General features: G+C 47.3%; 23 protein-coding genes and 3 pseudogenes. 5 read left to right on the top strand and 21 right to left on the bottom strand.

Annotation, left to right across the window (positions count from 1 at the left end; all coding sequences use genetic code 11):
- Positions 1-71 precede the first annotated feature (71 nt).
- Entirely contained in the window at positions 72-1028 is a 957-nt protein-coding gene (corA, locus tag ACPV3A_RS35450) for a magnesium/cobalt transporter CorA (RefSeq protein WP_426204545.1), read from the top strand.
- A gap of 99 nt (positions 1029-1127) precedes the next feature.
- On the opposite strand, the pseudogene ACPV3A_RS35445 reads toward corA, so the two are convergent.
- A pseudogene (locus ACPV3A_RS35445) lies at positions 1128-2086 on the bottom strand (IS30 family transposase).
- Positions 2087-2193: 107 nt separating this feature from the next.
- Between ACPV3A_RS35445 and ACPV3A_RS35440 the strand changes: the two are divergent.
- Positions 2194-2319: pseudogene (locus tag ACPV3A_RS35440) on the top strand (IS3 family transposase); the annotation flags it as partial.
- A gap of 369 nt (positions 2320-2688) precedes the next feature.
- On the opposite strand, the gene ACPV3A_RS35435 reads toward ACPV3A_RS35440, so the two are convergent.
- Positions 2689-2979 (bottom strand): hypothetical protein, encoded by a 291-nt coding sequence (locus ACPV3A_RS35435; protein ID WP_426204543.1) that lies wholly within the window; start codon positions 2977-2979, stop codon positions 2689-2691.
- 332 nt (positions 2980-3311) lie between these two features.
- Between ACPV3A_RS35435 and ACPV3A_RS35430 the strand changes: the two genes are divergently transcribed.
- Positions 3312-3899 (top strand): hypothetical protein, encoded by a 588-nt coding sequence (locus ACPV3A_RS35430; RefSeq protein ID WP_426204541.1) that lies wholly within the window; start codon positions 3312-3314, stop codon positions 3897-3899.
- 218 nt (positions 3900-4117) lie between these two features.
- A pseudogene (locus ACPV3A_RS35425) lies at positions 4118-5221 on the top strand (transposase); the annotation flags it as partial.
- A gap of 157 nt (positions 5222-5378) precedes the next feature.
- Here ACPV3A_RS35425 and ACPV3A_RS35420 read toward each other — a convergent pair.
- The 8 genes from ACPV3A_RS35420 to ACPV3A_RS35385 form a co-directional block, all read right to left on the bottom strand.
- Complete coding sequence (locus tag ACPV3A_RS35420) at positions 5379-6071, bottom strand: cyanophycinase (RefSeq protein ID WP_426204539.1); 693 nt, start codon at positions 6069-6071, stop codon at positions 5379-5381.
- A 40-nt stretch (positions 6072-6111) separates the two neighbouring features.
- Positions 6112-6738: a phosphotransferase gene (locus ACPV3A_RS35415; protein ID WP_426204537.1), complete on the bottom strand. Its 627-nt coding sequence runs from the start codon at positions 6736-6738 to the stop codon at positions 6112-6114.
- Positions 6680-7117, bottom strand: coding sequence for a hypothetical protein (locus ACPV3A_RS35410; RefSeq protein ID WP_426204535.1), 438 nt, complete (start codon positions 7115-7117; stop codon positions 6680-6682). Before ACPV3A_RS35410 ends, ACPV3A_RS35415 begins: the two co-directional genes overlap by 59 nt.
- A gap of 42 nt (positions 7118-7159) precedes the next feature.
- Complete coding sequence (locus ACPV3A_RS35405; protein WP_426204533.1) at positions 7160-7726, bottom strand: NUDIX hydrolase; 567 nt, start codon at positions 7724-7726, stop codon at positions 7160-7162.
- Between the two features lie 34 nt (positions 7727-7760).
- Complete coding sequence (locus ACPV3A_RS35400; RefSeq protein ID WP_426204532.1) at positions 7761-8642, bottom strand: GNAT family N-acetyltransferase; 882 nt, start codon at positions 8640-8642, stop codon at positions 7761-7763.
- A 136-nt stretch (positions 8643-8778) separates the two neighbouring features.
- Positions 8779-10473: a M3 family oligoendopeptidase gene (locus ACPV3A_RS35395; protein WP_426204530.1), complete on the bottom strand. Its 1695-nt coding sequence runs from the start codon at positions 10471-10473 to the stop codon at positions 8779-8781.
- 142 nt (positions 10474-10615) lie between these two features.
- A complete protein-coding gene (locus ACPV3A_RS35390; protein WP_194543702.1) occupies positions 10616-10930 on the bottom strand; it encodes a DMT family transporter in 315 nt (104 codons plus the stop codon).
- A complete protein-coding gene (locus ACPV3A_RS35385) occupies positions 10930-11277 on the bottom strand; it encodes a DMT family transporter (RefSeq protein ID WP_194543703.1) in 348 nt (115 codons plus the stop codon). The genes ACPV3A_RS35390 and ACPV3A_RS35385 overlap by 1 nt, the downstream gene beginning before the upstream one ends.
- A gap of 146 nt (positions 11278-11423) precedes the next feature.
- Here ACPV3A_RS35385 and ACPV3A_RS35380 point away from each other — a divergent pair, with 146 nt between their 5' ends.
- On the top strand, positions 11424-12293 hold the full coding sequence (locus ACPV3A_RS35380) for a LysR family transcriptional regulator (protein ID WP_426204528.1): 870 nt from the start codon (positions 11424-11426) through the stop codon (positions 12291-12293).
- A gap of 24 nt (positions 12294-12317) precedes the next feature.
- Here the strand turns inward: ACPV3A_RS35380 and ACPV3A_RS35375 are convergent, their stop codons facing one another.
- From ACPV3A_RS35375 to ACPV3A_RS35325, 11 genes are all read right to left on the bottom strand, one after another.
- Positions 12318-13196, bottom strand: coding sequence for a Cof-type HAD-IIB family hydrolase (locus tag ACPV3A_RS35375; RefSeq protein WP_426204569.1), 879 nt, complete (start codon positions 13194-13196; stop codon positions 12318-12320).
- Between the two features lie 193 nt (positions 13197-13389).
- Positions 13390-14043 (bottom strand): HAD family hydrolase, encoded by a 654-nt coding sequence (locus ACPV3A_RS35370; protein WP_426204567.1) that lies wholly within the window; start codon positions 14041-14043, stop codon positions 13390-13392.
- A 91-nt stretch (positions 14044-14134) separates the two neighbouring features.
- Positions 14135-14539 (bottom strand): RDD family protein, encoded by a 405-nt coding sequence (locus tag ACPV3A_RS35365; RefSeq protein ID WP_071219906.1) that lies wholly within the window; start codon positions 14537-14539, stop codon positions 14135-14137.
- A 35-nt stretch (positions 14540-14574) separates the two neighbouring features.
- On the bottom strand, positions 14575-14862 hold the full coding sequence (locus ACPV3A_RS35360; protein WP_426204527.1) for a hypothetical protein: 288 nt from the start codon (positions 14860-14862) through the stop codon (positions 14575-14577).
- 51 nt (positions 14863-14913) lie between these two features.
- Positions 14914-15537 (bottom strand): bis(5'-nucleosyl)-tetraphosphatase (symmetrical) YqeK, encoded by a 624-nt coding sequence (gene yqeK / locus ACPV3A_RS35355; protein WP_426204526.1) that lies wholly within the window; start codon positions 15535-15537, stop codon positions 14914-14916.
- A 245-nt stretch (positions 15538-15782) separates the two neighbouring features.
- A complete protein-coding gene (locus ACPV3A_RS35350; protein WP_426204524.1) occupies positions 15783-16202 on the bottom strand; it encodes a VanZ family protein in 420 nt (139 codons plus the stop codon).
- A 23-nt stretch (positions 16203-16225) separates the two neighbouring features.
- Entirely contained in the window at positions 16226-16702 is a 477-nt protein-coding gene (locus ACPV3A_RS35345) for an NUDIX domain-containing protein (protein WP_194544886.1), read from the bottom strand.
- A 191-nt stretch (positions 16703-16893) separates the two neighbouring features.
- Positions 16894-17811 carry a Gfo/Idh/MocA family protein gene (locus ACPV3A_RS35340; protein WP_220684489.1) on the bottom strand — a complete coding sequence of 306 codons (918 nt, stop codon included), beginning with the start codon at positions 17809-17811 and terminating at the stop codon, positions 16894-16896.
- Between the two features lie 274 nt (positions 17812-18085).
- A complete protein-coding gene (locus ACPV3A_RS35335) occupies positions 18086-18424 on the bottom strand; it encodes a YrdB family protein (protein ID WP_194543714.1) in 339 nt (112 codons plus the stop codon).
- Between the two features lie 49 nt (positions 18425-18473).
- Positions 18474-18917 (bottom strand): DinB family protein, encoded by a 444-nt coding sequence (locus ACPV3A_RS35330; protein ID WP_426204522.1) that lies wholly within the window; start codon positions 18915-18917, stop codon positions 18474-18476.
- A 20-nt stretch (positions 18918-18937) separates the two neighbouring features.
- The coding region (locus ACPV3A_RS35325; RefSeq protein WP_426204520.1) for a DNA glycosylase AlkZ-like family protein at positions 18938-19371 on the bottom strand (434 nt) is incomplete at its 5' end.

Raw genomic sequence — 19371 nt, 5'->3', positions numbered from 1 at the left:
TGTGGGGCCAATCAGGAATCGATTGGCTTTTTTTGTTTAACGAACCGAAGGTGCTGGAAGGAGAGCTTATCATGATTCGCACGTTAGCTATTACGCCAAGCTATGAAGCGGTGATCGGGCTTCCGCTCGAAGAGATTCGCATAGAGGACTACGCCTGGGTATGGGCCGATTTCAGTGAGCCGACACCGGAGGAAGCAAGGAAGCTGGAGAGTTATTTCCACTTTCACCCGCTGGCGGTGGAGGATTGCCTGCACATCCTGCAGCGGCCGAAGCTGGATTATTACGAACAGATGCAGTTTTTTGTGCTGCATGCCCTACAGCCGGATACCCTGCAAGCCGTCGAGGTCGATCTGTTTCTTGCACCTTCGTTTATTGTCTCCTTCCACCAGAAGGCACTACCCGAAATGAATGACGCTTGGGAACGCGTGACCTCGGTCGCCGCCAAGGGGCCGCTGGGCCAGGACGGTCCGAGCTTCACGGCCTATACGATCATGGATAAGCTGGTGGATCAGTACTTTCCAAGCTTGTTTGCCATCGAGGATGAGCTGGCGGAGCTGGAAAGCCAGGGGGAGAAGGATTCGGTCGAGGATCTAATGAATCAGGTGTTCGCGCTTCGTTCCAGACTGCTTCGCCTGCGGCGCACGGTCGTGCCGATGCGGGATCTGCTGTACCGGATCGTGAACTCGCAGCATTTGCAGCATCACGCGCACCATGCTTATTTTTCCGACATTTACGACCATCTGCTGAAGCTGGCGGACATGATCGAGGCCGACCGCGAGATGACGGCGGACCTTCGAGACAGTTACATATCGGTGAATTCGAATCGGATGAACACCATCATGAAGACACTGACGGTCATTACAACCATCTTCATGCCGCTTACCCTGATTGCCGGGATTTACGGGATGAATTTCGAGAATATGCCGGAGCTGGAGTGGCATTATGGATACTTCTTTGTGCTGATTCTCATGTTTATCCTTGGCGGGGGCATGGTGATGTGGTTTATGCGCAGAGGTTGGTTTAAATAGAGAGCTTCATTCTTGAGTATAGGTTAACGCGAAAAATGGTGATGCGATTCGTAAGGTAGAGGATGCCAGCCGGGAGTCTGAATTCCTATAGACGAATTGTCAAGCTAAGTGCGACAGTTCCTCCATGAAGGCTTCGTGAGCGGACTTCCACCCGAGACATTTGCGGGGGCGGTTGTTAATTAGGCGGATAGCCTCAGCGAGTTGTTCGTCGGTTACGGAGGCAAAGTCATGGCCCTTCGGGAAGAACTCCCGAAGCTGGCCGTTTGCGTTCTCGTTCGCCCCCCGTTGCCACGAGGAATACGGGTCTGCAAAGTAGACCTGCACGTCATGAAAGGCCTCCAAGGCAGTATAGCAAGCAAATTCTTTGCCTATGTCGGTAGTTGCTGTCTGAAATGCTTCCTGTGGGTACTGGCTAGCCACGACTCCGACGGCCACCTCCATGGAGTGAGCGGTTCGGTCCGGCATCTTTAGGGCCAGGTAGTGGCGTGTCTTCCGTTCAATGAAGCTGGCGACACACGCTTTGCTTTTGCCCCGGCTGGAAACGACAGTATCCAGCTCCCAGTGACCAAAGGTCGTGCGCTGGCGAACCTCTTTTGGCTGTTTGCTAATCGGCGTTCCAATGAGGAAGCGGCCCCGGGTTTCGACGGGTTTACGGCGCTTACCCTTCTGACGTAGAACTTGAACCTTTCCGCTAGCCACACGGCCTTGGTAGAGCCAGCGATAGATCGTTTTGAAGCACACGGGAGGCTTGCCCTCTACTCGGCGTCTCTGTGCAATCTGCTCGGGCGACCACGTCTCCTGCTGCTTAAGATTAATCTCTTCGGCCAGAGATTCCGTGTACTTTCCGGCAGGCACGCTCCGCGTTCTCCGCTCCTGATGCGTCTGCTGGGCGGTGCATGCAGTATAAGCTTCGCTGGCTTTCGGCCACGACTCAGTTCTCGTGCGATGGTGGAAGGATGACGGCCCAGCTCACGACCGATCCGCCTGCAGGACCAGCCTAGTCGATGTAAGGTCTCTAGTTGCCCGCGTTCAATTATGCTAAGATGGGAGTAGCTCATGTGGGTTCTCCTGTGTGAATGGTTGTGTGGTAACTCCCATTTTACACGAAACCCTCATGGGCCTTTGTTTTTCTTAGGTGTCGCACTTCATATTACAATCCGTCGATAGTATTGAGCAGTTTAAACAAGAGCTCTTCATTTATATCGAGTACTACAATCACAAGCGTATCAAGGCAAAACTAAAGGGAATGAGTCCGGTCCAGTACCGAACTCATTCCCAGAGTGTCGCTTGATATAATAAATAACTGTCTAACTTTTTGAGGTCACTTCAAGGCCGCTAACCTTTATACGGTGGGTTTTTGCTTGTTTAGCTTCCGACGAATCCAGCGATACAGCTTCCGCACACTGAGCACAATGCTCAGAATGGCCGCAATACCTTTGAGAATATCGAAAATGGCCGATTATGAGAATCTGAGACGCGGACTATTGCACAAAATTCCTGATTTTGCACATATGTCTTTGGAGTGGATCTGTGTTTTCTTCTTTTTTCGATCTATCAAAATCAATACCTGTCGAAGGATACTTGCGCCCTTTTCGCCTATAAAAATCCGCCCCGTTGGATCTAAATCATCAACGAGTTTTTTAAAATTTAATTTTTCAATCTAGAAATTGTATTTTTCAGGATTTCTAAAAAAATCAAGATAATTATATCTTCCAATAGGTTCAAAGGTATTCCTATCCTCATTGAACTCTAAAACAATTATATCTCCACTCAGTCCAGAATTAGTTTCTGTTTCAACTATGGCTATTCTGTTCTCAGCTAGCTGTATAACTGACTCGCTAACGGATGGTGGAAAATCAGGTTCATTATTTTGGGGGAATGGCTTAAGAGCAATAAGTATAAGACAAATTAAGATTCCAATCCAAATAGTTGTTTTCATTTTCTCCTGCATTGCTTCTCCTCCTACTAAGATTTTTTTAAGTATCTACATATATAAACACATTGTATCAAATAAAGTTGGTTTCATATCGGGACATATTGTTGGTAGTTTGCCACGGCGGTGCTACTGATCTCAGTCAAGCTAACGAATTTTTAATAAGATTTCTGTCTTTAATGGTAATCGGACCAACTTTTTGTCCTTTACGACAATCGGTTACAATTTCTTGTCCTCTCGATAATGATTTCCCTAAATCGGAATTTTTTTAATATTTTGTATAAATTTTCTATTTTTTAAGCGTTTATATTATTAGAACCACAATTACACACGAGGGAGGATTTATTATTATGTTAAAGAAAATCATGAGGCTAGCTTTGACACCATTACTTGTTTTGGGGCTTACTTTTAGCGGATTTGGTATGGCATTTGCATCGCTTGAAGTAGAATTATCTGATCTTCAAATTCGAGAAAAATTGGATGAAATTAATACTCGTTATGAGGTCGGAGAAGAGCTTAGTGAGGAAGATGCAAGTTTTGTGAAGGAGCATCTTGGTTCGCCATCTGAAAATGCTCAGCTTATGCAAGAAGGTGGTCATGAAACTTTTTCTGGTTCATTGGGTAGCGTAGAAGGGTTTGGATTTATCAAATATACCAAGGAATCTCTTAGAACATCTTTTGAGGGTTATATTAATGTCCAGACTAAAGACCTCGGTAAACGTAGCAGTCTTGGAGCGGAAGCAAGAATTACTGCTTACGGTATTATAGGTTCTGGTGGATTTGGTAAAATCTTTGATCAGACTTATTCTAATCACGAAAATAACTCTAACTATGTTGCGCGTAACTTTGCTGGTAGTTTCGAAGGCATTGGAAGTATTTTGGATTTTAACTATAGAGGATTTGTTGATGGTAACTCATTCAATCTTTACGTAAATTAAGAGAAGAGTTATCTATCATTGGTTATTAGTAGAGCTTATTTTAAAATTACATCAAAAATTAAAACATATACAGACGAAAAATATAAAAAGGAGCCCTGAAGGGCTCCTCAGGCTGTCGAGAAAGTCTCGACAGCCATTTTTTTGTGTATTTAATTCAACACGACACCGCGTTAATATTATATAATATTAGTATATAAACCGTTCGGAAGGGTGTTAAAATGTTGCGTTCTAACCGAGAAAAACAGCAGGCTTACGAGTTTGTTTCGATTGAAGAATTGGTTCCTCAAGATCATCTGCTCCGTAAAGTAGACAAGTATATCGATTTCTCTTTCATCGACAAAAAGGTCCGTCCGCTTTACTGTGCTGATAATGGGCGACCAGCCATCGATCCTGTCGTGTTATTAAGATGATTATCCTCGGTTATTTTTACGGCATCCGTTCAGGAGCGTCAACTGGAACGCGAGATTCAGACGAATCTGGCATACCGTTGGTTTCTTGGTTTGGGATTGACAGACAAAGTTCCGGACCATACCACTATTAGCTGGAACCGACGGACTCGTTTCAAAGACACTAATATCTTTCAAAGATATCTTCGATGAGATTGTGCTGCAGGCAATCGAGCATCGCATGGTCGGCGGACGAGTCCTGGTTTCGGATTCCACGCATGTGAAGGCCAATGCGAACAAACACCAGTACACCAAGCAGCAGGTTCTACAAAACACACGAGATTACATGGACGAACTCAATGGCGCAGTAGAAGCCGACCGGAAGGATTCTTTTATTTAGATCACCGGACCGTTGATCTAAAATACAATCTGATTACCGATGTCCACGTCACGCCGGGAAACGTTCATGATTCTGTACCGTATTTGTCGCGTTTGGATCGCCAACGAGAGCGATTTGGTTTTGWAGTTGAAGCCGTTGCCCTGGATTCAGGTTATTTAACAACCCCCATCTGCAAAGGATTGCAGGAACGGGGGATCTTTGGCGTGATTGCTCACCGGAGATTTCATCCGACCCAAGGCTTGTTTCCGAAGTGGAAGTTTACCTATGATGCCGAGCGCAACCGGTATATTTGTCCGGCTCAGCATGAATTGTTGTACCGCACCACGAATCGAGAAGGATACCGGCAATATGCCTCGGATCCGMGGCACTGCAAGACTTGCCCGATGCTGGAGCAATGTACCCGTTCACGGAATCACCGCAAGATCGTCACGCGCCATGTCTGGGAGGACAGCAAGGAATGGGTGCGAAACAACCGGCTCAGCCGATCCGGCAAGTATTTATACCGAAAACGAAAAGAAACGATTGAGCGAAGCTTCGACCGTGCAGAATATGAAGAAGATGGCGATCCACTTGGATCGCCTGGAAAACAGGGGGTAATCCCCCCATTTCCCCTCTTGAGGTGACCACTTAAAAAGGGAGAAACCCTGTACTTTGAAAAAAGTGCAGGGTTTCTCGACAATCTGAAGACATCATTCAAGATGTCTTCTTTGCAATCGTATATTGATCCGGGTCAAAATTCTCAAAGGTTACGATATGGACGGCTTCTCCCAAACTATAAGCCAGCTGCCCATTGATAAATACGGCACAGGCCTGCTCATCGATGCCGATCCCGCGCTTCACCTTCTTCGTTCTCATACCTTCCAGCAGATTGGACTGATCGCTCCACTCCGTATAATGAACGCTGATCAATACATTCGAAAGCAACCCTACCCCTTGTTTAAACAGCATTACACTTTGTTCATTATCCAGCGGCGATATAAGGCATGTCTCCGGTAGTATCAACGCACCTGCCGAATTCCCCGCAATGGGAACGGCGTTCTCGTAACAGTTGATCAGCAGCTCTTTAAAGCGACCGGTCGCATAATAGTGATGGTATTTCTCCGTGTTGCCCCCGCCAATAAATATTCCTGTAGAGCGAGACAGCACTTGTTCAGCGTGTTCCATATCTAAATTTCCGTCCTCATCGGGAACGATCACCTTCACATCCTGAGCACCCGATTCTGCCCACATCTGCTGAAACAGGGGAACATACTCCTCCCAGCCCGGTCTGTTCATAATGCATAAAACGATTCTAGCGTTGATACCGCCCGCTTGCTCTATAAATTGTCTATTTGTCTCTGCTTGAAAGGAATGTCCTCCGAGTAAATATAGATATCGATCCCTCAAGACACCGCCCCCTATTTTTTTCTTTTTTGCGTAAGCACATTCATAAACATTTCGAATACAACAATTCAACAAACTCGTGCTGCTTTCGTTCCATCCATTCTCTTCTGATCTGAAGTTGCTTCAACATCAGGTGAAAATAGGAGGCGATGTTCCTTCCGGCCAAATGCTGCCCGATATAGATGCTTAATAAAGAAACATAATATAACTGCATGATATAGGGAATCCACTGGATCTCTGCACGAGTTAACCTCATATATTTTCGATATTCATCTAAAAACAGCTCGACCTTTGTCAAGGTCTGGTCCTCATGCTGAAGAAGATGGTTCAGACAAATGGATAGTTCCCATATCCGTATGTCCATGGCAGCAAAATCAAAATCCAATACACCGCTCATCTCCCTGGACTGGGGATTGATCAAGAGATTAAAAACTAAAATATCATGATGGACCATTTGCTTTGGCATTACATTAAGTTCAGCTGTGTGGTTAAACCCAGATTCATAGTATCCTCGCAATACAGCTATCTGTTCGGCATCCATCTCAAAAGGAGGGCATGCCAAAAACTCATTAATTTTCGTCTGATTGGCTAGAGAATGGAGGTTGTAAACATCATGGAATCGCAGGACAAACCACATCAACGGAATTCGATTTGAATTGCTGCAGAGCATATGATATTTCCCCTACTGTCCGTCCATAATTAAGCACATCAGACATATTGGATAGATCAGGGACCTCTCCTTCGATAAACCGTGTCAGGGACCCCAGGGAACCATCCGACAGAACCACGTACTTCGCCTCATCCTTACTGGAGACGAAACCTGGAATATCAAACGATAAGGAACAACGCTCCAAGTAAGCTGTTAGTTCAACCTCAAACCGCAACCTCTCTTCATTCTTCGTATGACGATTGTATATTCTTGCGACGTATTTCTTTTGGTTCATTGCTACAATTCGGGATTCATTCGTCATGCCGAAAGGAACGGTCTCGATCGATTGCACAGGTCCATGAAAATAATGCTGCAACAGTTCCTGAAATACGTGTTCCACTGTCTACACCTCTTTTCGGTTAAGCGCGTTCCCTCATGCAATTCATGGTTCATCGTTAGTTAGTTGAATCGAACGGTCTTCTTGTCGTATGGCAAAAGCCAGCTTGTACAGATCTGCAATATCTTGCCTGCCCGTCTCCTCCAATCGCTTCACGGCTTCCTCCAAATCAACGGCCTCTACCGAGATGACCTGCTCCCCATCCTCTGGATTCAGCGGCTCCCCAACGATGCGCACATCCCCGTATCCAACCAATCTGACAAAATGAGGATGGGGAATATGCGGCCGATAAGGCGTCTTGCTGCTGGATTCGCAACGGAACTGGCCGAAGACCCGGAACGACTCGAGTTCTGCGCCAAGCTCCTCCCTAACCTCCCGTCTAAGTCCTTCCATATAGGACTCGCCGGGTTCCAGGGTTCCTCCGGGAAGCTCCCAGCTTCCGTCCGCTACCTGAAAAATAATGCAGCGATCCCCGGCAAACGGAAGAATCGTGACATTGCTGACCTTCGATTCTTCGATTTCATCTCCGATGGCAAACCTGGCTCGGACTACGCCCCATTGGATATCTTTCGCGAGAGCCGGGTACAGGCTCATATCCGTGTTTTTTCTCATGCACGCATTTCCTTTCGAAGTTTACGAATTCAACCTATGTAGCGCTGTACTCATGAACCATAAGCACCTGCTCCATCGAGCTCGTATATCCAAGCTCCTGCAGCACGTTCACCAGTTCCTTATGCGAAGCCCGGATGTTGAATGCGGACCGCTTGCAGGCATAACCTGGTTGTATCATCTCCAGTACCGCCGACTTCATCACGGCTTCTGCATCCGGATGTCCTGGAGCGGCCTCACAACGAAACAGCGTGATTGCTGCCAAACTGCCTGAGGCATCAAACACCCGCTTAAACAAACCAAAGCCCACCTGTTCTTCTCCTTCATACACAATGACGCATTCACCGTCCTTGATACTGGAAGCGTCTGTCTGCCAGACTTCACCGGATCGATAGAAGGCTACAGATACAGCCTCCGCTGCCAGGCCTCTGACCAGCGTATACGGTGAACGGGTATTCTTCGCATCTTGCTGCTCCGGGAGCTGTTCATTCGTCATGATGAGCAGCCGGTCGATGATATGATATCCAACGCTTTCGTAGAGACGAATCGCTGGCGCATTTGTGCTGATCGCCTCTAAATAGGCACGACGGACGCCTTGTTCTTCGTACAGCTCTTCGTTTTTCTCCATCATGTTTTTGCCGATTCCCTTCCCCCGGAAATCGGGAGCTATCGCTGTCCCACCGTTACGTGCAATCTTAACGCCATCTTCTTCCCGAAAGCTGTTCATGACGATGCCGGCCGGTACGCCATCCATGTAACAAGCGAGTGATCTCTCCATGCACAAACCATCGCTTCCGATACGGGCAATGAAGCGGTCCAGCGGCATCGAGGCGTTCACCATGTATCCTTCAAATGAGTGATTCCACAACTCCGATACTTCCCGAATCGGAAGCTCGCTTAGCGGTTTATACGTAATCATAGTTATAATCCTCCTAATTTATGGGCAATAAGTGGGTTCTATGAAAGATGCTTTCTATTAAAAACATGCAGGAAGAACACCTGAGTCTTTACTCACTCATGTTCTCCTGCATGTCTTAGCCATGCTTATTTACGATTTAAAGAGCTGCATCGTCTACGCTGTCCAGCCAAGCTTCGATGCTGCCAATGACGGAAGTGACACAGCCATCCTCGAATGGGGAGATCAAGCCTGCCACCTTCACCAGTTCGGTGAAGGACTTGCTTCCACCTTGACGGCACAGGTTCAGATAATCTGCCCATGCAGCGGATTGGTCCTCATGCATCTTCTTCCAGAATTGGAATGCGCAGATTTGAGCCAACGTATAGTCGATATAATAGAACGGCGTGCTAAAAATATGACCCTGTTTATGCCAGAAGCCGCCTTGCTCCAGATACGCATTGTCATCATAGTTCCGGTGCGGCAGATATTTGCGCTCAATTTCGCGCCATGCCCGTTTCCGTTCAGCCGGCGTCGCATCCGGATTCTCATAAACAAAGTGCTGGAATTCGTCAACCGTTACGCCGTAAGGGATGAAGATAAGTCCGCTTGCGAGATGGTCGAAGCGGTATTTATCGGCCTCATCCTCGAAGAAGCGGTCCATCCACGGCCATGTGAAGAATTCCATGCTCATGGAATGGATTTCGCACGCCTCATAGGTTGGGAACCCATACTCCGGTACCTCGAAACCTCTGCTCTCATATACTTGGAACGCATGACCGGCTTCGTGCGTCAGCACATCAATATCACCGGAAGTCCCGTTAAAGTTGGAGAAAATAAACGGTGCGCCATACTCGCTGATATAGGTACAGTATCCGCCGCTCTGCTTGCCTTTTTTGGCAACCAGATCCATAAGGCCGTTCTCCTGCATGAAGGTAAAGAACTCATGGGTTTCCGGAGATAATTCTTCATACATCTTCGCTCCATGGTTGACGATCCAATCCGGGTCACCCTTCGGTGTTGCGTTCCCCGATTTGAATGAGAAGTTCTCATCGTAGTACAGCAGTTGGTCCACATCGATTCGTTTCTGCTGACGTTCTTTCAGCTTGCTTGCAACCGGAACGATATGCTCCAGCACCTGGTTACGGAAGTTAGCCACCATCTCCGCGTTATAGTCCGTGCGGGCCATGCGGGCATAACCAAGCTCTACGTAATTGTTAAATCCTAGTTTCTTGGCAATCTTGGTTCTCACTTTAACCAGATCGTCATAGATACGGTCGAAGTTTGCTTCGTTCTCAGCCATGAAGCCGCTGGACGCCTCCATTGCACGTTTACGCATATTGCGGTCCGTCGATTGCTGGAAGGGAATCAATTGCGACAGGGTACGCTCTTCGCCTTCGAACTGAATTTTGGCGGAAGCGATCAGCTTCGAATATTCCGTCGTCAATTTATTTTCCTGCTGCAGGTCCTCGATGATCTCAGGACTGAAGGTTTTGAGGGAAAGCTCTGCCAATTGGAACAGCTGACGCCCCCATTTGTCTTCCAGCTGAGCTCTGAATTTCGAATCCACGAGAGCCCGATAATAATCCGTTATGTATTCCTGGATGACCGGTCCGTTCTCGTCAAAGAAATCCTGCTCTGCCTTATAGAACTCGTCGTTCGTATCAATCGAGTGCCGGATATACACCAGTTGACTCAGGGTATCCATCTCACTGCGTAGTTTGTTAATGCGGGTCATCGCCTCATCCTGTTCCTCATACGTGCTGGCGGAGGTGAAGGCGTTAAGCTGCTCTTTAAACTTTTGCTCAAAAGCTTTTACGTCGGGGCGTTCATAGCGATACTCGCTGAATTTCATAAGATACACCTGTCCTTTCCCATATAAAAAATGCATCCTGGCGTCTGATCGGATGGATTCAAAACACCAAACTATATCTAAATTCTATATACGAATCAGAATATCCTTCACAGGTCTATGAAATTCTGCACGCCCCTATGGGTTACGTTATAATCTTAAGGCCGATCGCTGAAGCCAGGATTAAAGCAATGAAAAATATCCGACGCGCTTCCTTCGGTTCTCCAAAAGCAAACATCCCCAGCAAGGTACTGCCGGCCGTCCCCATTCCTGTCCAAATCGCATAAGCGGTTCCCATGGAAATAAAGGCCATCGCGTACGTCAGCAGCAGGAAACTCGAACCGAGCGAACAGGCCAAAAAGATGTAGGATCCCACGCTGCGGGTCAGGCTCACCCTTCTTAACGCAATCACACCCAACACTTCACATAACCCTGCGCCGATCAGAGCGATCCATTCCATTACGCACCACTCTCCTTCGCCTGGTTATCCGTATCCTTCGTGACCAGTTTGAGTCCGAGCACCCCTGCAGCCAACATACCAATCAGCAGCAGCTTGACGGGATTCGCCTGCTCGCCAAACAGGAGGATCTCAACTAGCACCGTACCGGCTGTCCCCAGTCCGGTGAAGATCACATAGACCGTACCGATGGGAAGTTTAGCAGCAGAGTCCAAAAAAACTTTGAAGCTGAATATAATCGAAGCGATGGTAATGATCCACTGCCACCAGGTATCGGAATGCTTCAAACCGGATACCCATACAACCTCCAGTGCCCCCGCTATTAGTAAGAGCCACCATGCCTTTTTCATCTCCAACATCCTTCCACTCTGTATTTGTATGAACATATTCATGGTGTAGTTGTGATTGTAATCTAAAAATGGCATACCGTATAATGATAAATAATAATGATGTCATCATTTATAGTGATGACTGAAGGAGAGAAAGGAGGGTTTAGATGGAGCTTACCGATCTGAAGGTTTTTCTAAGGATTGCAGAGGAAGGGAATATCACCCGCGCTGCGGAGCAGCTTGGATATGTGCAGTCCAATGTTACGGCCCGTGTCAAAAAGCTTGAGAATGAACTGGGAGTCCCCTTATTGAACCGACACTCCAGTGGAGTGACCTTAACAGAAAAAGGGCGCACGTTCCGGGACTATGCGTGTACCATTCTCAATCTGTCTGAAGAAGCGGTGCGTGCTGTACAAGAAACGCCTTATCCAAGCGGTTCTTTAACCATTGGCGTCGTGGATACGGTGCATTGCGGACATTTCATTAAATCCTTGTCGGACTATCAAACCATGTACCCGGACGTCACGCTATCGCTCTTGACCGGCAGCTCTTCGGAGCTGATTACCCAAGTATTAAACTATCAGTTGGACGGGGCATTTGTGACAGGAAACATTCCGCCGAAGCTGGTTGCCGATTATATCGAAGAGGATGAGGTCAAACTGCTGACCAGTTCGAAGGAGCAGCCCTTTCCCGATCTGGCGGTGACCAAATGGGCCGTTGCTCCGGCGGGATGCCCGTTTCGAAGCATCCTCGAAAGATGGCTGTTAAGCGAAGGGATTCCGATGACCAATATGATCGAAGTCTCATCATTAGAGACCCAATTAGGCATCGTACAATCTGGTCTTGCCGCTACACTGCTACCCACTTCCGTCTTGAGTGGAGAATTTGCGAATATGGGCAGCTTCTCGATCCCGGAAGCCTTCCGGCATACCTCGACAAGCCTGATCCGGCGCAACGACCGGTTCAGGAACAAGGCATTTTCCGCTTTTACCGAGCTGGTTAAAGTTAATTTCGATAAAAGTGCGAACTCTAAGTAATAGGCGTAACGTGATGTATCGTCATCATTGTCCTCCCAGAGTGGATATAAAGGTATTCACTCCTGACTGTTCCATCTGTTGCCGGATATAATGGGCGACGCCATCAAGTTCATTCGAGTCAATAATATGGTCGGCCAGCTGCCGTATCCTTTCATGGGCGTTACGTACCGCGATCCGGGTGCCTCCGGCTTCAAACAGCCCCACATCATTGATGTGGTCGCCGAAGACAACCGTGTTCTCCAGATCAATCCCCATATGGGAAGACCATAATTGGAGCCCGTCACGTTTGTTTGCTTTGGCATGACTGATTTCCAGGAAAAAATGGTTATGGATGTAGTAATCCGGCATCATATGAGCATGAATCACATCACCGTATAATTCCATGACCTCGCACCGTATCGGCTCCAATTCCTCGTAAAGTCCAATGTATGTAAGAGCCAGCGTCCGGTAATCCGGTGGGCAGTTCAGACTCCGCACTTCCATAAATCGCGGATCCTGGGGCCGGCTATGATAAAAAGCCTTCTCTCCCTCTCGCCGCAGCGACTCATGCAAAACACGCTCACGATGGTCCGCATCCAATGAAAAATAGTAAGGAGTAATACCAAACTTCCTTCCCACGTCGATAATCTCATTCGAGATGTCCCGTTCAAGCCAGTAACCATCGATTACCGTTCGATTTACCCCGTCATATATCAAAGCGCCGTTATATAGAATCAAAGGGTACTTCCATGGGATATCCGAGACAACGTTCTGAGCACTAATATAGCCGCGGGCAGTGGCATACGTGATAATCACGTCCTGCTCCAGCGCATTCGCGATAACATCCCTAGTATAGGATGTAAGTGTCTGATCTGATCGTAGAAGCGTTCCATCCAGGTCGGTAATATACGCTTTTTTCTTCATCAAGAAGCCATGCCTCCTTCGCCGTCAAGTATGTGACAAAACCCAGCCGTAGAGTAGCTCTATCTAAGACTGGGTCCTTATTATGAATTTGGCGTCTTCCATGATTATACAACGTCTAAGATGGAGATGGTAAAGGAATTCTATAGAGTCATTAATATGACATAACTTGTCTAAGGGATGGCACCTCCGAGATTTATTTAGTGGTACGCGGCTGAAGATAACCTATGACATCTGGTATATGCTGAATCTCTGCAAATGGAAAAACATCCATGCTGTTCATTCTCGCGATGTCCCCGCGATAGGCGATAAATGGAATTCCGGCGCTCTCGGAGGCCTTGCCATCCACCCACGCATCTCCGACAGACAACCATTCCTTCGGGGATGTATGAGGGAAATGCTTCAGTACCTCCAAATATCCATCGGGTGCCGGCTTTAACAAGCCCATGGCCTCTCTGCCTATAATGAGATCAAAATAATGCACAATCTTATTCTCTTCCAGAGCAGCCATTGCTGCTTCCACCGAATTATTTGTCACAATGGCCAGATGCAGCTGCCCGTGCAATCGCTGAACAAGCTCTCTTGCACCCGCTTGAAGATCTGCACCAATCATCCCCCTCATCTCATGTTCCTTGGCAATATCCCACATCACGTGACGAAGTTCTTCCGACAGCAGCCCTGTATTCATGGCTTCAGCAATGATGGTTGAGGTAGTGTGGGTGTCCATGGACAGACCTTGGGGCAAGATTCTGTGATGGCACAGAAAGGCGTAGATATCCCTCTTCATTGCTCCAAAATCAATGCTGGAACGCAGCAGCGTATTATCCATATCAAAGACAATTCCTTTTATCGTAAACGCGATATCTAATCAACTCCAATCATCGAAATGCCTTGAATTGCCGCTCCGACAGCAATCCAGATTTGGGTAACCCATTCATCTCCTAATCATACACAACTTCCGTACCCGCGATAAAATCGTGCAGGGAACGCTTATCCTCGCGCATCGCTACCATAAAGATACTCACGATAAGTCCAATTCCAAACGTCAGTGCATACACGATTCCCGCTACAAGGTTGCGGAGAAGCATCGTTCCAATGCCCGGCGGCTCAAGAAAATCGAATTTGCGAATGCGAATGCCGCATATGCGCTTGCCGATGGTATAACCATTCCAATACACGGGGACCAACAATGCATACAGACTGTAAATCAAATTAGAAATCGGCTCATTCTCAAAATCTCCCGTGATAATCCCTGCAATGATCCATAACGGAAGGCTCACGATGATTCCATCCAAAAGATTGGCGCCTAGCCGGATCCAAAAGCCTGCAACTTGGTTTTCGCCCATGAGGATTCCTCCTTAAAATTCTAGATAACATTCTGTTATGGATTCTTATCGGCGTTGTCTGGCTGGTCCAGCTCTTCCCAGTTATCCTTGATCAGGTTCAGGTCTTCCGCTAGCCATTTACGGATGATCGGGACGATGATGCATAAGATACCGAGAATCAAACTGATGATGCTGAATATCAACGGCCCTTTTCCAATTTCTGATAACAAATCCGCAAACGTCCAGGGGGTATTTATCCCCGCAATCGCGGCCGTTAAGTACCGGATGCCGTACAAAAAAGCTGAGATACAGATAAAAATAATGCCCATCGTTTTATTGTTCATAGGGTGTGTAATCCTTCCTCTTATCGGTGGCTGCATCCGGGTGCGCAATGATTATACACTTTGGTTAATTAGCTCACTTCTAGCTGCAATTAACCACGGATGCACCAATTTCATTTTGTCACGTTGATTCCATACATGGTCCAAATACACAAGCACCGCTCCGTCTAAATCCATTTCGCTCAGTTTATTGCGCATCTCCGCTTGATAGGCGTGATCGCCTTCAAGTTCCCAAGAGATCTTATCCGCAACAAATAAAACCTTATCCAATGGGCTTGCCCCGGCTTTTAACGTTGTATGGCATTCAATCGCGTTCAATATGTCAGGTGAGGTGCAGCCGAAGAAACGCTGAGCCATTTCCATGGAAAGCTTCTGATGAATGATCCTGATATATCGATGCTCCTCTTCCATAATGGGAAGGGACCATTCTTCTGCGGCATCCTTCATTTCGCTCACCGGAATCGCATTGCTGATATCGTGCAGCAGAGCCGCCTGCCGAGCTGCATCAGGACTGACATCAAATAACGGTGCAATGGCTAGCGCCTCTCGAACTACATTCATGATATGCTCGAACGTTTCCTGCTCTCCATGCTTGATGAGAAAAGCCTTCACATCATCCCTTAGGTTATGTGTAAACTCTATGCCATGAGTCAGCTTACTAATCACGGAATTCTTCATCGTAGATCCCACCTTTCCACACAACATTTTCCAGTACCTCATATCATTGTAAGCTTCGGTTCCTGATCGAACAATAGTTTTTTTCCACAATTCCCCATATCGCTGTTATCCAGCCCAAGTAGAGAATGTAACGTTAACACAACAAAATCAGCCACACATAAAAAAACAGAATGACTTCCCTACATCGTAGTTAAGCCATTCTGCTGCCTGTTATAAACTATTTTAGGTATGATCGAATTATGCAGCTACGGTTGTCTGCCCCTTGATTTCATGATGACCCCAATCAAACCATAGCCTAGGGTAACACCTACCGAGTTTAATATAAAATCATCCACATCCAGGCTTCCTCGCCGCGTGATCAGTTGCGTCATTTCGAGCACGAATAACCCGGTCAAAAAGTAGGCTAGCATCTTACGAAATCGAATTTGAAATGCAAGCGGAATGAGCACTCCAAAGGGTACAAATACAGCGATATTTCCAACGATATTGATCAATGAGCTCAAACTGCGAATGGGAAAATAGCTTGCCATCGTCGTGAATGGAACCAGATTATAACTGATTTCCGGCTGTGTGGTCCTCCCGAATCCCCAAATCATCCAGTAAGTTAACAACATGGTATAACCGATGAGGAGGACCAAGGCGATTATTTTGACATGCGATTTCATGAAAGTCTCCTGTTACGTTTAATTCACACATATTTGTCCAATACGTAATCCTCGATCATGTCTATATTTCGTCGTTCCTGCGCGTACTGTTTAATGTGCTTCTTAATGTTCGGATACAAAATAATGTCGTCCAGCTGCTCGAGCGGAATCCACTTCACGTCGGTTTGATTCGGATCTGGAACAGCCGGAAGTTTGGGGGACGATCCTTCATGTGGATAACATTCAAATACTACGTATAACGTATGGATGCCCGATATGTTATCTCTGGACTGTTTATGCGGAGCATTCTCGTACACAAATGCAACAGGCCCAGTCTGCGCTTCCAGCGTGGTTTCCTCATACAATTCTCTCAAGGCTCCCTCTGCGATAGACTCTCCGGGCTCGGCCCCGCCCCCCGGCAAATTGTAATGCAATCCGTTCTCATCTACATACTCAACCAACAAAACATGCTCATTCTGAAAAACCAACGCTGTCGGTCTCACCCGAATATGATATGTCATCATAACCACCTCTCCACACGGCTAACGAATAGCTGCCGAACTTTCTTGATCTGTCTATCATACAATTAACGAGGCTAATATGGAAATATTATGTATAATTGCAGGTCAAAAAGGTTATCAGGTAAGGCGAGTCACATCGACCTCCCCGACAACCTCCGCCTTTCAGGGAATAACGCGCGTCTATTCCGTTATCATCCTGTTCGATCGATATCATCCAGTCTCACGGTTTCACCCGTTTCGCGGGAGACATTCGCCGCCTCCAGAAAACGAATGATCTCCAGCGTCTCAGGTAAAGGAACGTCTGAGACATCTGTCGTGAACATCTTCATGATCTGCTCCAGCAAACTCGCATAATAGGGTTTCGGATGCGCCATGATGTCCACAAAGCTGCTGGCGTCCGTGCGATGGATGGTCATCCCAAAGCGATCATTGCCTGCACGGTTGCCTCGAATCGTCCCGATCCTCCCGTCATTCCAAACCGCTGTTAATACCTCATGCCATTCGGTCGCGGCGACATGTACGCTTACGCATCCGGGTCCCAGAACGCGGTAAAGCATCTCCGCTGCGTGGATTCCATACCAGAAAAATCCTGGCTGTGTCGGTTGAAGAGGGAGCGGTCCGGCGCAGTCCACGCCAATGATATCACCCACACCGCCACGAGCCAATTCATCCTGAAGTCCTTGCGCATATCGAAGAGACGAGCTGCTCATAACGGTAACCTGAAACTGCTCCGCCAGTTCGGCAATTTCCCTCGCGTCCTTGCTGCTCACAGCAAACGGCTTATCGATAAATACCATTTGGCAGTGAGGAGCAATCGCGCGAAACAAGAACAGATGCGATCTTCCGTCAACCGCTTCGAGCATGACGGCATCAACCTGTTTGGCGACGTCTTCCGGAGAATCCAATATTTCAGTTCCCCATGCTGCGAGTTCCTTCGTATACCCCTCCACCCGGCTTATGCTAAGCTCGAAGTCCGGAGATCCTCCGGGAAATGCCGCCGTAACCCGTCCGCCGGGAACATGATAGGGATGCGTCTTGTCATGCAGCATTTTCGAGAAAATGGAGACATGCGATGTATCCAACCCAATCATACCGATCTTCAAAGTCATAGGTTCATTCTCCTTTAACTTCAGCATTTTAGATGATTACGCTGGCTTTTCCATTCCACTGCGTTACTAAGGATATCCAGCAGCGGACATAGGCTGTTCTTTCAAATCATCATACCATCCTGAACGAGTAAAGGACGTGACTTTAATTCGTCTTTTAACCTGAACGTGGATCCAATACAAAAAGACCGCCTCCATCTGATTACCTGACGTTGGCAGTCTTTCTAACGGACTTATAAATGCTTCGTGCAGTTGAATAAGGGGCAATTCCATATAGCTACGGCTGCATTCTCCATTTTATCACGATGAAGCGGTTGACCAGAGCCACAAGGGCAAAAACGATGGCAAACGTAATAAAGCCCGAGTAAATCTGGCATGCCACCGCGATTGCAAACATAAGAAATTCGATAAGCAGTACCACGGCCAGCGGCAGCTTGATCCTTGCCTTCGGAGAGATCGTCATTCCCCAGACGACGGCTGCAAGCAGCGGAAGCCCAATACCGAGTCCGACCTGTGCCATGAGCCCTGAACCGTAGTGGAAGCCCCAGTAACCTATCGAAAATAATAGGATCAATTCCAGAATAAATCGAATAGCAAGATTCCATAATTTGAACATATTGGAGCACCTTTCGTTTCCTGTTGTACACCCATTTCCAATGCAGTAATCACAGCTCGATTTGCTCCAGATGATGGATCATATGATCCACATAGTCGTTAAACAACCACTCCAGTGTGACCTCCGTTTTATCGGGCAGCACGCGTTTTTTCTGAAAATCTGATGAATCAGCTTTGTGCATGACTCGCAGAATCATCCGGTTCAAATGCTGCCACAGTGACAACACTTCCGATTGATCATATTGATCCTGGTAATCGTTCACCCGGACCCAATCGTTCTGCGTGTACCCCGAAATGGCAATCGGATAATCGGATAGCAAGATTTTCACAAACCGGATATGGTTATTGACCGCCGAATCGCAAAGGTGACCCAGGATCTCCTTCTTGGACCATTTATCAGGCGCAAGCTTCAGATTGAACTCCACCTCATTAGTCGACGTTACAATCTCTGTCATTTCGGTAATCAATGATTCCAGCTTCATGATGGACTCCATACGCTATTCCTCCTTCAAACTCATGATTCTACTCGTCCAATCGGCATTTCCATGAAATCACTGTAATGCTTAGCCGCCTCCCGAAACGCCTCTGCTCGATCGCCCAACGGCGAGAACGGACATAACGTGATTTCGATGCCGCTGCGCTTGATTTCCCGCTTCCAGGTACCAACCACTTCCCCTCCTGCCACCATCATCGGTTGAAAAACCCCGTTGCGATGGGGAGCGATCTTCGCATCGTGCTCTGTCTCTATGATCGCGCTGCGGTCCTTGTAACCCAAGTAATATTCATCAAAACCTGGAAGCAGAACCACCGAATCCGTATCAGCGGACACGGCCGGCGCAGTAACAGAGCTCCAGTATTCCGTACCGTTGACAAAATCTAAACGAAGATTTGATTTGACCGCCTCAAAGCCTCGTTTAGCTTCCGTCAGCGTTAACCCAACCCACCACG

It is taken from the genome of Paenibacillus sp. Dod16, assembly GCF_049893405.1.
In the GTDB taxonomy this organism is placed as follows: domain Bacteria; phylum Bacillota; class Bacilli; order Paenibacillales; family Paenibacillaceae; genus Paenibacillus_AQ.
The sequence above is the reverse complement of the archived record's forward strand: the minus strand, read 5'-3'. Positions and strand labels throughout refer to the sequence as shown.